Consider the following 13,970-nt stretch of genomic DNA (forward strand, 5'->3'; position numbering starts at 1 on the left):
GGAGTTGACCGGTACTAATAGGCCGAGTGGCTTGAACACACTGAACGTTCAAAGCATCTCGCTGTTGTGTGGAGTGTTCGCGTCCCTGTGTGGTTCCCAGGAAGCAACCGGGAACCCGTTTGATAAGTGAAGATTCTCGAGCCGGCTGCTCGGGACGTCGAGTTTGCCCACTCCTTAGTTAGGGTGGTGCGTGAGGCGTTCGGTGGTCATGGCGGAGGGGAAACACCCGGTCCCATTCCGAACCCGGAAGTTAAGCCCTTCAGCGCCGATGGTACTGCATGGGAGACTGTGTGGGAGAGTAGGACACCGCCGGACACATATTGCGAAAAAGCCCCGCCGAAAGGCGGGGCCTTTTCGCATTTCGGCGGGGCGAGAAGCCGACGGACGTGGCGCAGGCGATCGCGGAACGCGCCGCCCGTCAGGGGCCGTCCGGTGCGAGCAGTTCGGTGAGGCTGGGGTGGGCGCGGCCGGGGACGATCGTGGTGACCGTGTAGCGGCCGACTCCGGCGCGTACGAACGGGTCGTCGGCCGCGATCTTCTCGGCGGTGGCGCGGTCGACGCCTGCGGCGATGATGAGGCCGCCCTGGTCGGATGGGACCGTCTGCCCGGAGACGAGGAAGATGCCGGCGGCGTGGTGCCGGTCGAGGAACGCCACGTGGTCTTTGACGAAGGGTCCGGCGGCCTCCTCCGACTCGGTGTACTCCAGCCTCAGCAGATGCAGCATTCCCGCCCTTTCCATGGTCGTCCGGCGTGGTGAGTCCAGTCTTTCAGCGGGCATCGAGGTGGTCGACTTCGCGGACGTGGCGGCGCGGCCGCTCGTACGGGAGATGCACCTGAGCCGGCCGTGTGGTCCGCAGGGGGTCAGTGTGCGGACAGAGCCATGTCGAGGGTCGCGGCCCACTGGCGCAGCAGCCGGGTGCGGCGGGCCGAGTCGTCGGTGAGCAGGTCGGCGAGGCCGAGGCCGCGGACGAGGTCGAGGGTGGCCTGCACGGTCTCGCGGACGCCGGGGACCGACTCGTCCGCGCCGAGTGCCTCGACCGTGAGGCGGTGGGCCTCGCGGCCGACCCGCGCCTCGAGCGGCAGGACCCGCGCGCGGAGCTGCTCGTCGGAGCTGGCGGCGACCCACAGCTGGAGCGCGGCGCGGAACAGCGGCGTGGTGTACATCTCGCCGAGCAGGGCGACCACGTCGAGGGTGGACGGCCGCCGGTCGGCGAGCGCGTCCAGGTGCTCGCGCATCTGCGCCATCCGCACCTCGGAGCCGTACTCGACCGCCGCGGTGACCAGTTCCTCCCGGGTCCGGAAGTGGTGCTGGGCGGCGCCGCGCGACACCCCGGCGCGTTCGGCGACGGTGGCGACCGTGGTGCCGGCCCAGCCCATGGAGGCGAGGCAGTCGACGGCTGCCTCCAGGAGGCGTCGCCTGGTCGCGCGGCTGCGGTCCTGCTGCGGTTCACGGGGGATCGCCTGCGTGGTCATCTCTTCCTCGGCTCGGGTGGCCCTCCAGTCAACCAAACCCCGCCCGCAGAAAACAATCAAGCGCGATTGATTTTTTCGGTGCGGGCTGGCAGGGTGCTGGCCATGAGTCGACCGTTGCGGATCGGCAACGCCTCGGGTTTCTACGGCGACCGTTTCAGCGCGGTGCGGGAGATGCTGGAGGGCGGTCCCCTGGACGTCCTCACCGGCGACTACCTGGCCGAGCTGACGATGCTGATCCTGGGGCGAAGCCGGCTGAAGGACCCGGGCGGCGGGTACGCGTCCACCTTCCTGCGGCAGATGGAGGAGTCCCTCGGGCTCGCCGCCGAGCGCGGCGTCAAGATCGTCACCAATGCCGGCGGGCTGAATCCGCGCGGGCTCGCCGAGCGGCTCCGCGAGCTGGCCGGGCGGCTCGGCGTGGAGGTGCGGATCGCGCACGTCGAGGGCGACGACCTGCTGCCGCGCGCCGGTGAGCTGGGGCTGTCCGACCCGCGGTACGGCGACCCGCTCACCGCCAACGCCTACCTTGGGGCGTGGGGCATCGCCGAGTGCCTGCGGGCCGGCGCGGACGTGGTGGTCACCGGACGGGTGACCGACGCGTCGCTGGTCGTGGGCCCGGCCGCCGCGCATTTCGGGTGGGCGCGCGACGACTGGGACGCGCTGGCCGGAGCCACCGTCGCCGGGCACGTCCTGGAATGCGGCGCGCAGGCGACGGGCGGCAACTTCGCCTTCTTCGAAGAAATCTACAACGTAAAGCTACTGGGCTTTCCGCTCGCCGAGGTGCACACCGACGGCTCCAGTGTGATCACCAAGCATCCGGGGACCGGCGGCGCCGTGACCGTCGAGACCGTCACGGCGCAGCTGCTGTACGAGATCGGCGCGCCCGCCTACGCCGGCCCGGACGTCATCGCGCGCTTCGACACCGTCCGGCTGGCGGAGGACGGGCCCGACCGGGTGCGGATCAGCGGGGTCGAGGGGGCGCCGCCGCCCGCCGAGACGAAGGTGTGCCTGAACCACCTCGGCGGCCATCGCAACGAGATGACGTTCGTCCTCACCGGGCTGGGCATCGAGGCCAAGGCGGCGTTCGCGCGGGCCCAGCTCGAGGCCGCGTTCGGTGACGCGCCGCCCGCCCGCGTCGAGTGGACGCACATCGGCGGTGCCGCGCCCGACCCCGCGACGCAGGGCGAGGCGACCTCCTTGTTGCGCTGCGCCGTCCTTGACCCGGACCCGGAGAAGGTGGGGCGGAGGTTCAGCGGGGCGGTCGTGGAGCTGGCGCTGGCCGGATACCCCGGGTTCACGATGACCTCGCCGCCCGGCAAGGGCAGCCCGTACGGGGTGTACCGGCCGGCGTTCGTGCCCAGCGGGGAGGTGGAGCACGTCGCCGTTCTGCCGGACGGCGGCAGGGTGGCGATCCCCGCGGTTGAAACGCCTGGGACGCAGCCCCCGCCCGCCCAGGGGGGCGACCCCACTTCCAGTGTCCAACCCCCAGGTCGGGGCGCGGAAGTGGAACCGCGTTCTGTGGACAACCCGGCCACACCGCCCGCCGGGGAAACCAGGGAACCCGGTGAAACGCGGTTCCCCGGATTCCCCGGGGAGCCCGGGGAATCCGGGGAAACAGGGAGGATCGTGCGGGTTCCCTTGGGGCGGGTCGCGGGTGCCCGAAGCGGAGACAAGGGCGGGGACGCCAACATCGGTGTCTGGGCCAGGACGGACGCGCAGTGGCGGTGGCTGGAGCCCTTCCTCAGCGTCGAGCGGCTGCACGAGCTGATGCCCGAGACCCGCGACCACCGCGTCCGGCGGTACGTCCTGCCCAACCTGCGGGCCGTCAACTTCGTCGTCGAGGGCCTGCTGCAGGAGGGCGTGTCGGCCTCGACGCGGTTCGACCCGCAGGGCAAGGCACTGGGGGAGTGGCTGCGGTCCCGCCTCGCCGACGTCCCCGAGGCCGTCCTCGGCCCGCCGGACGGTGACGAGGAGCCGCAGGCCCGGACCGGGGACCCGGCCGCGGAGACCACCCAGAACCCGGAGGGAGTCCGTTGACCCTCAAGAGCACGCTCGACACCGGCGGTGCCGAGTACCGGGAGCGGCGCGCCGCCATGCTGGAGAAGCTGGCGGCGCTGGACGCCGAGCACGCCAAGGCCCTCGAAGGAGGCGGCGAGAAGTACGTTACCCGGCACCGCCGACGCGGCAAGCTGCCTGTCCGCGAGCGCATCGAGCTGCTGCTCGATCCCGACTCGCCGTTCCTGGAGCTTAGCCCGCTCGCTGCCTGGGGCAGCGACTTCCCGGTCGGCGCGAGCGTCGTCACCGGCATCGGCGTCGTCGAGGGCGTCGAATGCGTGATCGTCGCGAACGACCCGACGGTGCGGGGCGGGTCCAGCAATCCGTGGACGGTGAAGAAGAGCTTCCGCGCGTCCGACATCGCGCTGGAGAACCGGCTCCCGGTCATCAACCTGGTCGAGTCGGGCGGCGCGGACCTGCCGACGCAGAAGGAGATCTTCATCCCGGGCGGCCGGATGTTCCGTGACCTGACCCGGCTGTCGGCCGCCGGGATCCCGACAGTCGCGCTGGTGTTCGGCAACTCCACCGCCGGCGGCGCGTACATCCCGGGGATGTGCGACCACGTCGTGATGGTCAAGGAGCGCGCGAAGGTGTTCCTCGGCGGGCCGCCGCTGGTGAAGATGGCGACCGGCGAGGAGGCCGACGACGAGGAACTGGGCGGCGCCGAGATGCACGCCCGCACGTCCGGCCTCGCCGACTACATGGCCGCGGACGAGGCGGACGCGCTGCGCATCGGCCGGCAGATCGTCAAGAACCTCAACCACCGCAGGCTCGGCCCCGCGCCCGGCCCCGTCGAGGAGCCGCGGTACGACGCCGAGGAGCTGGCGGGGATCGTCCCGGAGGACCTGAAGATCCCGTTCGACCCGCGCGAGGTGATCGCGCGGATCGCGGACGGCTCGCGGTTCGACGAGTTCAAGCCGCTGTACGGGACGAGCCTGGTCACCGGCTGGACGCGGATCCACGGCTACCCGGTCGGGATCCTCGCCAACGCGCAGGGCGTGCTGTTCGGCGCGGAATCGCAGAAGGCGGCGCAGTTCATCCAGCTCGCGAACCAGGCGGACACGCCGCTGCTGTTCCTGCACAACACGACCGGCTATATGGTCGGCAAGGAGTACGAGCAGGCCGGGATCATCAAGCACGGCGCCCTGATGATCAACGCGGTGGCGAACAGCAAGGTCCCGCACATCACCATCGTGATGGGCGCCTCCTACGGCGCCGGCAACTACGGTATGTGCGGCCGGGCGTACGACCCGCGGTTCCTGTTCACCTGGCCGAGCGCGAAGTCGGCGGTGATGGGCCCGCAGCAGCTCGCGGGCGTGCTGTCGATCGTGGCGCGGCAGGCCGCGGCGGCCCGCGGCCAGGCCTACGACGAGGAGCAGGACCGCGCGATGCGCGAGCTGGTCGAGGCGCAGATCGAGGCGGAGTCGCTGCCGTTCTTCCTGTCCGGCCGGCTCTACGACGACGGGGTGATCGACCCGCGCGACACCCGCACCGTCCTCGGCCTGTGCCTGTCCGCTGTCCACAACGCGCCCGTGCGCGGAGCCGACGGCTTCGGCGTCTTCCGGATGTGAGTCACAGATGATCAAGACTGTGCTGGTCGCCAACCGCGGCGAGATCGCCCGCCGGGTCTTCCGCGCCTGCCGGGACCTCGGCATCGGGACCGTCGCCGTCCACTCCGACCCCGACGCGGACGCGCCCTACGTCCGCGAGGCCGGCGCGGCGGTGCGGCTGCCCGGCGCGTCGCCCGCCGAGACCTACCTCGCGGCCGGGAAGGTGGTGGACGCGGCGCGCCGGACGGGTGCCGACGCCCTCCATCCCGGCTACGGGTTCCTGTCGGAGAACGCCGCGTTCGCGCAGGCCGTCCTCGACGCGGGCCTGACCTGGATCGGGCCGCCGCCCGCCGCGATCGCCGCGATGGGCTCGAAGATCGAGGCGAAGAAGCTGATGGCGGCGGCCGGGGTCCCGGTGCTGCCGGAACTGGACCCCGCGCAGGTCACCGCCGCTGACCTGCCGCTGCTGGTGAAGGCGTCCGCGGGCGGCGGCGGGCGCGGCATGCGGATCGTCCGCGCGCTCGACGAGCTGGCGGACGCGGTCGCCGGCGCGCGCCGCGAGGCCGAGTCGGCGTTCGGCGACCCGACCGTGTTCTGCGAGCCGCTGCTGGAGAACGCCCGCCACATCGAGGTGCAGATCATCGCGGACGCGCACGGCACCGTCGCCGCCCTCGGCGAGCGGGAGTGCTCCGTCCAGCGCCGCCACCAGAAGATCATCGAGGAGGCGCCGTCGCCGGCCGTCGGCGACGGCCTGCGCGACGCGCTGTGCGGGGCCGCGGAGAGCGCCGCCCGCGCCATCGGGTACGTCGGCGCGGGGACCGTCGAGTTCATGCTCGCGCCGGATGGCCGGTTCTACTTCCTGGAGGTCAACACTCGCCTGCAGGTCGAGCACCCGGTCACCGAATGCGTGTACGGGGTGGACCTCGTGCGCATGCAGATCGAGTGCGCCGAGGGCGCCGCGCTCCCCGACGGCGGCGTGGAGCGGGTCGGGCACGCGATCGAGGTCCGCCTGTACGCCGAGGACCCCGCGCAGGACTGGCGTCCCGCGAGCGGCACCCTGCACACCTTCGAGGTGCCCGGCGTCGACGCGGAGTTCGCCGCGCCCCCGTCCTTCGGGCTGCGGCTCGACAGCGGCGTGTCGAGCGGCGGTGAGATCGGCGTCCACTACGACCCGATGCTCGCCAAGGTGATCGCGTGGGCGCCGACCCGCGCGGCGGCGGCCCGCCGACTCGCGGCCGCGCTGCGCGGCGCCCGCCTCCACGGCGTGACCACCAACCGCGACCTGCTCGTGCGGATCCTGGAGGAGCCGGCGTTCCTCGCCGGCGACACCGACACCGGCTACCTCGACCGGATCGGCCTGGACGTTTTGGCCGCCCCGCTCGCCGACGAGGAGACCGCCGCGGTGTCGGCGCTGGCCGCCGCGCTCGCCGCCGCAGCGCGGGCCCGCGCGTCCGCGCCGGTGCTCGGCGGGCTGCCGTCCGGGTGGCGCAACGTCCGCTCGCAGCCGCAGCGCCGCTCGTTCGACGGTCCGCACGGCACGATCGACGTCGACTACGTCCTCGGCCGCGACGGCCTGGTCAGCGCGCTGTGCCCCGGCACCGCGCTGGTGAGCGCGGAGCCGGACCGCGTCGTCCTCGACCGGGACGGGCTGCGCGAGACGTTCACCGTCGCCGTCGCCGCCGCCGGGGACGCCGTGTTCGTCGACTCCCGGCTCGGCCCCGTCGCGCTGCGGGCGCTGCCGCGCTTCACCGACCCGAGCGCGCAGGTCGCGCCCGGCTCCCTGCTCGCCCCCATGCCCGGGACGGTCGTCCGGGTCGAGACCGGGCCCGGCGCGGCCGTCGCCGAGGGGCAGACCCTCGTCGTCCTGGAGGCGATGAAGATGGAGCACCGCATCGCCGCCCCCGCCGCCGGGACCGTCGCCGAACTGAACGTCGAGGCCGGACGGCAGGTCGAGTCCGGCGCCGTCCTCGCCGTCATCTCCGTGGAGGGAACCCCCGAATGAGCTTCGTCGAGACCGAGGAGCGGCGGGCGCTGCGCGCGGCCGTCGCCGAGCTGGGCGCGGAGTACGGCTCGTCGTACTACATCGAGAAGGCGCGGGCGGGCGAGAAGACCGACGAGCTGTGGGCCGAGGCCGGGCGGCTCGGCTACCTCGGCGTCAACGTGCCGGAGGAGTACGGCGGCGGCGGGGGCGGCATCGGCGACCTCGCCGCCGTCTGCGAGGAGCTCGCCGCGGCGGGCTGCCCGCTGCTGCTGATGGTCGTCTCCCCGGCGATCTGCGCGACGATCATCGCCCGGTCCGGCACCGAGGCGCAGAAGCGGCACTGGCTGCCGAGGTTCGCCGACGGGTCGGTGAAGATGGCGTTCGCGATCACCGAGCCGGACGCCGGGTCGAACTCGCACCGCATCACCACCACCGCGCGCCGCGACGGCGACGGCTGGGTGCTGAACGGGCAGAAGACGTTCATCTCCGGGGTGGACGAGGCCGACGCGGTGCTGTTCGTCAGCCGCACCGAGGACCAGAAGGGCAACCTGCGGCCGTCGCTGTTCATCGTCCCGACCGGTACCGAGGGCTTCACCCGCACGCCGATCGACATGGAGATCGTGTCGCCGGAGAAGCAGTTCATCTGCCACCTCGACGACGTCCGGCTGCCCTACGACGCGCTCGTCGGCGACGAGGACGGCGGCCTGCTGCAGCTGTTCGCCGGTCTCAACCCCGAGCGGATCATGGCGGCGGCGATGGGCGCCGGGATCGGCCGGCTCTCGCTCGGCAAGGCGATCTCCTACGCCAAGGACCGGCAGGTGTTCAGGACGCCGATCGGCGCGCACCAGGGCCTCGCGCACCCGCTCGCCGCCGCCAAGATCGAGCTGGAGCTGGCCCGGCTGATGGGGCAGAAGGCCGCCTGGCTGTACGACGAGGGCGACGACATGGGCGCCGGCGAGGCCGCGAACATGGCGAAGTACGCCACCGCCGAGGCCGCGATCCACTGCGTCGACCAGGCCATCCAGACCCACGGCGGCAACGGCCTCACCACCGAGTACGGCGTCGGGATGCTGGCGGGCGTCGTCCGGCTGATGCGGATCGCGCCGGTCAGCCGCGAGATGATCCTCAACTTCGTCGCGCAGCACTCGCTGGGGCTGCCCAAGTCGTACTGACACCGCCGCGCCGCACGCCGGGCGCAGGGCGACAGCAGGGAGGCGCACGGACCCCGACGCAGGTCAGGGGCCCGTGCGCCTTTGCCCACTTATGGCGATGAGAGAGTTACAGAGAGTATCGCCATGGGGACCATCGCGGGGCGACCACCGCATAACGAACGAAAGGGATGATCATGCGCAAGTTTCTCTCTGCCTTGGTCCTGACCGTCGCCGCCCTGCTGGCCGGCTTCATCGGCCTCTCCACGGCCGCATCGGCGTCCACCGCGTCCGCCGCGTCTTCCGCCGCGCCCGCGGCCATCGCCGGGGGCGGCCACCACCACTGCGGCGACAACGACAACACGAACATCAACATCAACATCAACGGCTGACGTTCGCGACGTCCGCCGTGCCCGCCGCGCTCGTCCGTCCCGGGCGCGGCCGGCACGGTGACCGGCACAGTGGCCGGTGCGTGTGCGGCCGGTTCCGGCAGCCGCGCGGCCTTCACGCGAGCAGCGCGTCCAGCTGCGACTCCAGCGAGCGCGGCGCCGCCAGCCGGTTGTCGAGGGCCGTGTGCGGGACGGGAGGCGGCTCCTCCGGGCGCATCCGCGCGACGAAGGCGTCGAACCCGGCCAGCTTCCCCGCGTCGCGGGGCAGCCCGCGCCGCTCCAGGCGGTGCCGGAGCGTGGCGGCGTCCGTGCGGATCCACAGCAGCCGCACGTCCGGGCCGCCCAGCGCCTCCACCCAATCCGCCCAGCGGGCGGGGGAGCGGATCTGCCCGGTGAACGGCGCGCTCAGCAGCACCGGGCAGCCGTGCCCGCGGACCTCCCGCGCCGCCGCGGTGAGGCCCGCGTACTCGTGCCGCTTGACGTGCTCGTCGTACCAGGGGCCCTCGCGCTCACCGGGGTCGCGGCCGTGCGCGGCCAGCGTCGCCGCGACGAACGAGCCGAACAGCGTGTCCTTGTCGAGCAGCGCCGGCACCGGGCGCAGCCGCGCCAGCAGCAGGTCGCACACCGTCGACTTGCCGCCGCCGGGCGGGCCCGCCACGATCCAGACGGCCGCGGGCATCAGGCCGGCAGCCGCATCCGGCGGGTCGCGAGCCGCCCGATGCGCGCCTCGTCGATCTCGTGGCCGAGGCCCGGCTGGGTCAGCGGCACCCCGACGACCCCGCCGGACGAGCGGACCGGCGGTGTCACGAACACCGGGCCGCCCGCCGGATCCGACACGTCGCTCGGCAGCGTGCAGCCCGGCAGCGCCGCCAGCGCCACCGCAGCCGCCTGCCCGACGCCGAACGCGCCGGACCCGCTGCACCACACGTCCCAGCCCGCCGCGTACGCCAGGTCGTGGGCGCTGCGCGCCGCCGTCAGCCCGCCGAGCCGGTCCAGCCGCAGGTGCAGCGCGCGGCCCGCCTCCAGCGCGATCGCCGCGTCCAGGGTCTCCAGGTCGCCGACGGCGGGCGCGACCGCCGCGCCGACCTGCAGCTGCAGCCGGGCGTGCGCGGCGAGGTCGCCGGCGGCGAACGGCCGCTCGATCGCCACCGGCCCGTAGGCGTCCAGCGCCTCCAGCACCGCCATGTGCTCGGGGGAGTCGGTGTAGGCGTGGCCCGCGTCCGCGACGAGCGCCAGCGCCGGGTAGGCCTCCCGCAGGGCCCGGACGGGCTCGACGTCCCAGCCCGGCCGGACCGGCAGCGTGACCCGGGTGTGGCCCGCGCCCACCGCCTTGTTGGCGCGCGCCGCGACCGTGTCCAGCAGCGGCTCGGGGCCGAGCCGGGCGCCGGTGACGATGGACGTCCGCGTCCCGCCGAGCGCGTGCGCGAGCGGCAGGCCCCGCTCGCGGCACCACAGGTCCCAGCAGGCGACGTCGATCGCCGCGGCCGCCTCGTTCGCGCCGAGGTCGGCGGCGGCGCGCACGTCCTCGGGACGGTCCCAGTCCAGCCCGATCAGCGCCGGCGCCATCCGCGTCTCGATGTCGGCCCACCCGGGCCCGGGGTTCGCGGTCCCGGTCGGGACGGCCATCTCGCCCCAGCCCGCCGCGCCGTCGCCGCCGGAGAGCCGGACGAGAATGCTCTCCGGCCGCCGCCCGCGCGGCATCGCGACGCGGAAGGCGTCGCAGCCAAGGATCCGGGGCACCCGCATCCGCCCTCTCGTGGTCGGGAGTGTTCTCCCTTCAATGATCCCCCCTCCCGGGACCTGCCTGAACACCGGACGGGCGGGAGTTCAGCGGCGTCCGCGCAGGAACGGGCGCAGCGGGCGCCGCTCGTAGCCGCCGTCGGCCAGGCCCGCGAGCCGCTCGAACGGGTTGAAGGACGCCCAGTCGCCGCACAGCGCCATCGACACGCCCGCGCACGCGAGATAGAGGGGGATCATGACGACGCCGAGGCACCACGCGTACTGGGTGGAATGCCGGGCCTCGTGCCGCAGCAGCCGCGGGTCCGCCAGCAGGCCGGACGCCTCGCCGCGGAACAGGATCACGTTGCCGACGGTGAAGGCCGTCGCCACCGGCACCGGCGGCCGGTAGCCGCCCGCCACCAGCACGCCGTTCCCGGCGCTCCGCAGCCGCGGGCCGCCGCCGGTGCGGCGCGTCGCCGCCACCGCCAGCGCAAGACCGAGCGGCGTCGACAGGTTGACGATGTTGACGGCGGAACGGACACGGTGAGCGGGCTTCACACGGCCAGTGTGAAGCCACGGCCGCCGCCGTGCGACCCCCTCAGTGGCGCCGGCAGGGCGCCGTTTCGCGCGGCGGGATCAGGACGGGCAGGTCGCCGCGAGGGACGTCGGCTTGCTCTCCCGCGCCGGCGACCCCGTCGGGCTCGGCGGCGCCCCGGGCGACGCGCCGTCCGACGCGCCCGCGCTCGGCGTCGCGCCCGGCGAGCCGTTCGCCGCGAGGTCGGACGACCCGGTCGGCGACGGGCTCGCGGAGGTGCTCGCGTGCGCCTGCTCGGGGCCGACGGCCTTGGCGGCCAGCCTGCGGATCAGCGCGAAGTCCGGGTTCCCGGAGTTGATCAGCGGCGGGACGAACTGCAGGCTGCTGATCTGCGCGCCGTCCTTGACCTTGCCGGACAGCTTGATCAGCGCGGGCAGCAGCTCCTGCGGGAGGTCGGTGGACAGCGTCCGCTTGGCCGCCGCGGCGAGCTTGTCGAAGCTGGTCAGCACGGTCTGCGGGTCGGCCTGCTGGGCGATCGCCCGCATCAGGCACTTCTGCCGGCCCATCCGCACGTAGTCGTCGCTGTCGGTGCGGGACCGCCCGTACCAGAGCGCCTCCTTGCCCTTCAGCGTCCGGTAGCCGGGCTGCAGCACCTGCCCGTCCAGCCCGTACGGGATGGGCTGGGTGACCCTGATCTTGACGCCGCCCATCGCGTCCACGATGTCGGCGAAGCCGAACATGTCGACCAGGATGTAGTAGTCGACGCGCTGCCCGAGGATGCCGGCGATGGTGGCCTTCAGCAGCTCGGGCCCGCGCCGGTTCTTCGGCACGCCCGGCACCACGTCCGGGTGGTTCTCGGCGTACTCGTACACCTCGTTCAGCAGCCCCGGGTTCTCCGGGCCGTCGCCGGTGAAGCCGTAGGGGAACCGGTCGCGGGCCGGGCCGGGCGGCATCGGGAACTTCTCCAGGTTGCGCGGCAGGCTCAGCAGCACGGTGTCGCCGGTCTTGGTGTCGACGCTGGCGAGCGTCATGCTGTCGGTGCGCACGCCGGTCCGGTCGGCGGCCGCGTCGCCGCCGAGCAGCAGGATGTTCACCCGGGGCTGCCCCTCCCACGGGTCGGAGGTGTCGATGTGCCGGCCGTTCTGGCTGCCGGTGCGGAAGATGCTGGTCAGCGCGTCCCGGTAGACGTAGGTGCTGTGCGCGCCCCACGCCACCGGCACCGCGACGGCGAAGCACATCACCGCGACGGCGGCGGCCCCGAGCGTCCGGGCGCTGATCGACCGCCGGGCGGGGCTCAGCACCAGGTAGGAGCGGATCACCACGGCGATCCACACGATCCCGAGCACGACGATCCCGGCCGCGAGGGTCTGCAGCTCGTCCGGCCGGACGGCGAGGTGGACGAGGCTGGAGCGGTAGACGGTGACGGTGACCGCGACGGTCGCCGCGACCACGACCCACAGGCCGAGCAGGAGCCCGCCGGCCACCCGCCGGCCCGCGGCGAGGTGCGCGACGCCCCAGACGAGCGCCGACGCCAGGGTCAGCGCGAGCGCGCGGGGCAGGCCGCCCGCGCCGTCCGGGGAACGGTCCACGTCCTCTTCCGGGACGCGCCGGCCCGGCGATGGACTCGACATGTAACGCTCCGTCCCCCACCCATGGTGAATTAAGCCCCCGGCTCACATTATGGACGCGCAGAACCGGACAAAGGTTGCGTGGGAGTCGACCGCATGCGAGCGCGACGTCGATCAGTTGCAGCTCACGCTCAGGATAGGCAATCCGGTCACGGGGCGGGCGGCCGGGACCGGGGCGCCGGGCGCGCGGGCGGCGAGGACGCGCAGCGCGACCTGGCCGGCGCGCGGCGCCGCCGCCGCTCCCGCCGCTGGTCGCAGGCTCGTGATCTCGGCGTCCTCGATCTTGGCGGCCGGCCCGGCGAGCGCCGGGAGCAGCCGGCGGGGCACGTCCGTGTTTACCGAATTGATGAAAACCCGGGCGAGCCGCTGGTATCGCTTCAGCACCGCCAATGGCTCGGTTTCCCGAAGTTTTGCCCAAAAAGGGCAGCCTTTCTTGGCAGGTGCGGTGGGAGCGCCCGTTCCGGAGAGTGCGCGGACCCCGCTCGCGTCCACCTTCACGTAGTAGGGGACGTCCTGGCCGAGCATGTGGGCGACCGTCCGCTTCAGCAGCTCCGCGCCCGGGTCCCGGACGGGCCCGCCGCCGGCGAGCAGCTCGGGGTGCGCGGCGCCCTCCCGGTAGACGTCGGCGAGCGGGCGCCCCGGTGGGAACGGGACCGGCTCCGCGCCCGACCACACCGGGACGCGGCGCAGCCCGGCCGGCAGTGCCAGCAGGGTCGTGTCGCCGGACCGGACGTCGACCGAGGCCAGGGTGACGTCGCCGACGCGGTCGACGTCCCGCGCCGGGTCGGGGTCGCGCGCTGCGTCCGGGGCGGCGCCGATGAGCAGCACGTTGAGGCGCGGCGCGCCCGGCCACCGCGCCGCGCCCCCCTGCCGGGCGGCGAGCCGGACGGCGGCGGGCGCCACCGGCCCGTCCGCGAAGACCGTGCGGATCAGGTGCCGCTGCACGTAGCCGAACTGGGCGAGGCTCAGCGGCGGCACGATCACCAGCAGGCACAGCACCGCGACGGTGGTGCCGCCGGCCAGCCGCCACAGCGGGGCGAGCCCCTCCGGCGCCAGCACCGCGTAGGAGTGGCCGATCAGCAGCGCCCACAGCGCCGCCAGGGCCACGCAGGCCGCCACCAGCGCCAGCAGCCAGGGCGGCCGCGCCGACAGCTCCAGGAACAGCGCACGGTACCGCCCGGCGGCGAGCGCCGCCGCGGTCAGCGCCGCCGCCTGGAGGCCGAGCAGCGTCCCGCCGAGCCGGACCCGCCCGGCGCGCAGGTGCGCGATCCCCGGCACCAGCGGCGACACGGCCGCGATCAGCAGCGCCTGCGCGAGCCGCAGCGGCGCCCGCCCGCGCCCGGCGCCGGCACGCTCGCTCCCGGTCCGCCCCGCGCCCGGGCCGCCCGCCTCGGCCGGACCGCCGGCCGGATCCCCGTCGACCATGCTGTCGCCCCCTCCGGGGCGGCGGACCCCGCATCCCCGCCCCGCACCAAGAGCGTGCAGGCCGACGGGG

At 73.8% G+C, this 13,970-nt stretch carries 12 protein-coding genes and 1 rRNA gene; 6 read left to right on the forward strand and 7 right to left on the reverse strand.

Features of this window, described 5'->3' with window-relative positions:
- Window positions 1-198 precede the first annotated feature (198 nt).
- Window positions 199-315: ribosomal RNA gene (rrf, locus tag F8568_RS30420) — 5S ribosomal RNA — on the forward strand.
- A gap of 103 nt (window positions 316-418) precedes the next feature.
- Here rrf and F8568_RS30425 read toward each other — a convergent pair.
- Both F8568_RS30425 and F8568_RS30430 read right to left on the reverse strand, forming a co-directional pair.
- Window positions 419-724: a YciI family protein gene (locus tag F8568_RS30425; RefSeq protein WP_151597138.1), complete on the reverse strand. Its 306-nt coding sequence runs from the start codon at window positions 722-724 to the stop codon at window positions 419-421.
- 137 nt (window positions 725-861) lie between these two features.
- Window positions 862-1,473: a TetR/AcrR family transcriptional regulator gene (locus F8568_RS30430; protein ID WP_151597139.1), complete on the reverse strand. Its 612-nt coding sequence runs from the start codon at window positions 1,471-1,473 to the stop codon at window positions 862-864.
- Between the two features lie 102 nt (window positions 1,474-1,575).
- Between F8568_RS30430 and F8568_RS30435 the strand changes: the two genes are divergently transcribed.
- The 5 genes from F8568_RS30435 (at window position 1,576) to F8568_RS30455 (ending at window position 8,596) form a co-directional block, all read left to right on the forward strand.
- A complete protein-coding gene (locus F8568_RS30435) occupies window positions 1,576-3,507 on the forward strand; it encodes an acyclic terpene utilization AtuA family protein (protein WP_151597140.1) in 1,932 nt (643 codons plus the stop codon).
- Window positions 3,504-5,096: an acyl-CoA carboxylase subunit beta gene (locus tag F8568_RS30440; RefSeq protein ID WP_151597141.1), complete on the forward strand. Its 1,593-nt coding sequence runs from the start codon at window positions 3,504-3,506 to the stop codon at window positions 5,094-5,096. Before F8568_RS30435 ends, F8568_RS30440 begins: the two co-directional genes overlap by 4 nt.
- A 7-nt stretch (window positions 5,097-5,103) precedes the next feature.
- On the forward strand, window positions 5,104-7,077 hold the full coding sequence (locus tag F8568_RS30445; RefSeq protein WP_151597142.1) for an acetyl/propionyl/methylcrotonyl-CoA carboxylase subunit alpha: 1,974 nt from the start codon (window positions 5,104-5,106) through the stop codon (window positions 7,075-7,077).
- Entirely contained in the window at window positions 7,074-8,228 is a 1,155-nt protein-coding gene (locus F8568_RS30450) for an acyl-CoA dehydrogenase family protein (RefSeq protein WP_151597143.1), read from the forward strand. Before F8568_RS30445 ends, F8568_RS30450 begins: the two co-directional genes overlap by 4 nt.
- Window positions 8,229-8,395: 167 nt before the next feature.
- Window positions 8,396-8,596, forward strand: coding sequence for a hypothetical protein (locus F8568_RS30455; protein ID WP_151597144.1), 201 nt, complete (start codon window positions 8,396-8,398; stop codon window positions 8,594-8,596).
- Between the two features lie 112 nt (window positions 8,597-8,708).
- Here the strand turns inward: F8568_RS30455 and F8568_RS30460 are convergent, their stop codons facing one another.
- From F8568_RS30460 to F8568_RS30480, 5 genes are all read right to left on the reverse strand, one after another.
- Entirely contained in the window at window positions 8,709-9,272 is a 564-nt protein-coding gene (locus F8568_RS30460; RefSeq protein WP_151597145.1) for an AAA family ATPase, read from the reverse strand.
- Entirely contained in the window at window positions 9,272-10,339 is a 1,068-nt protein-coding gene (locus tag F8568_RS30465) for an enolase C-terminal domain-like protein (RefSeq protein WP_202125547.1), read from the reverse strand. Before F8568_RS30465 ends, F8568_RS30460 begins: the two co-directional genes overlap by 1 nt.
- 81 nt (window positions 10,340-10,420) lie before the next feature.
- Complete coding sequence (locus tag F8568_RS30470) at window positions 10,421-10,870, reverse strand: DUF4157 domain-containing protein (protein ID WP_151597147.1); 450 nt, start codon at window positions 10,868-10,870, stop codon at window positions 10,421-10,423.
- A gap of 78 nt (window positions 10,871-10,948) precedes the next feature.
- Window positions 10,949-12,478: an LCP family protein gene (locus F8568_RS30475; protein WP_151597148.1), complete on the reverse strand. Its 1,530-nt coding sequence runs from the start codon at window positions 12,476-12,478 to the stop codon at window positions 10,949-10,951.
- A gap of 111 nt (window positions 12,479-12,589) precedes the next feature.
- A complete protein-coding gene (locus F8568_RS30480; protein ID WP_151597149.1) occupies window positions 12,590-13,900 on the reverse strand; it encodes an LCP family protein in 1,311 nt (436 codons plus the stop codon).
- Window positions 13,901-13,970 lie beyond the last annotated feature (70 nt).

Origin of the sequence: Actinomadura physcomitrii (genome assembly GCF_008923205.2) — a bacterium.
Taxonomy (GTDB): Bacteria; Actinomycetota; Actinomycetes; order Streptosporangiales; family Streptosporangiaceae; genus Spirillospora; species Spirillospora physcomitrii.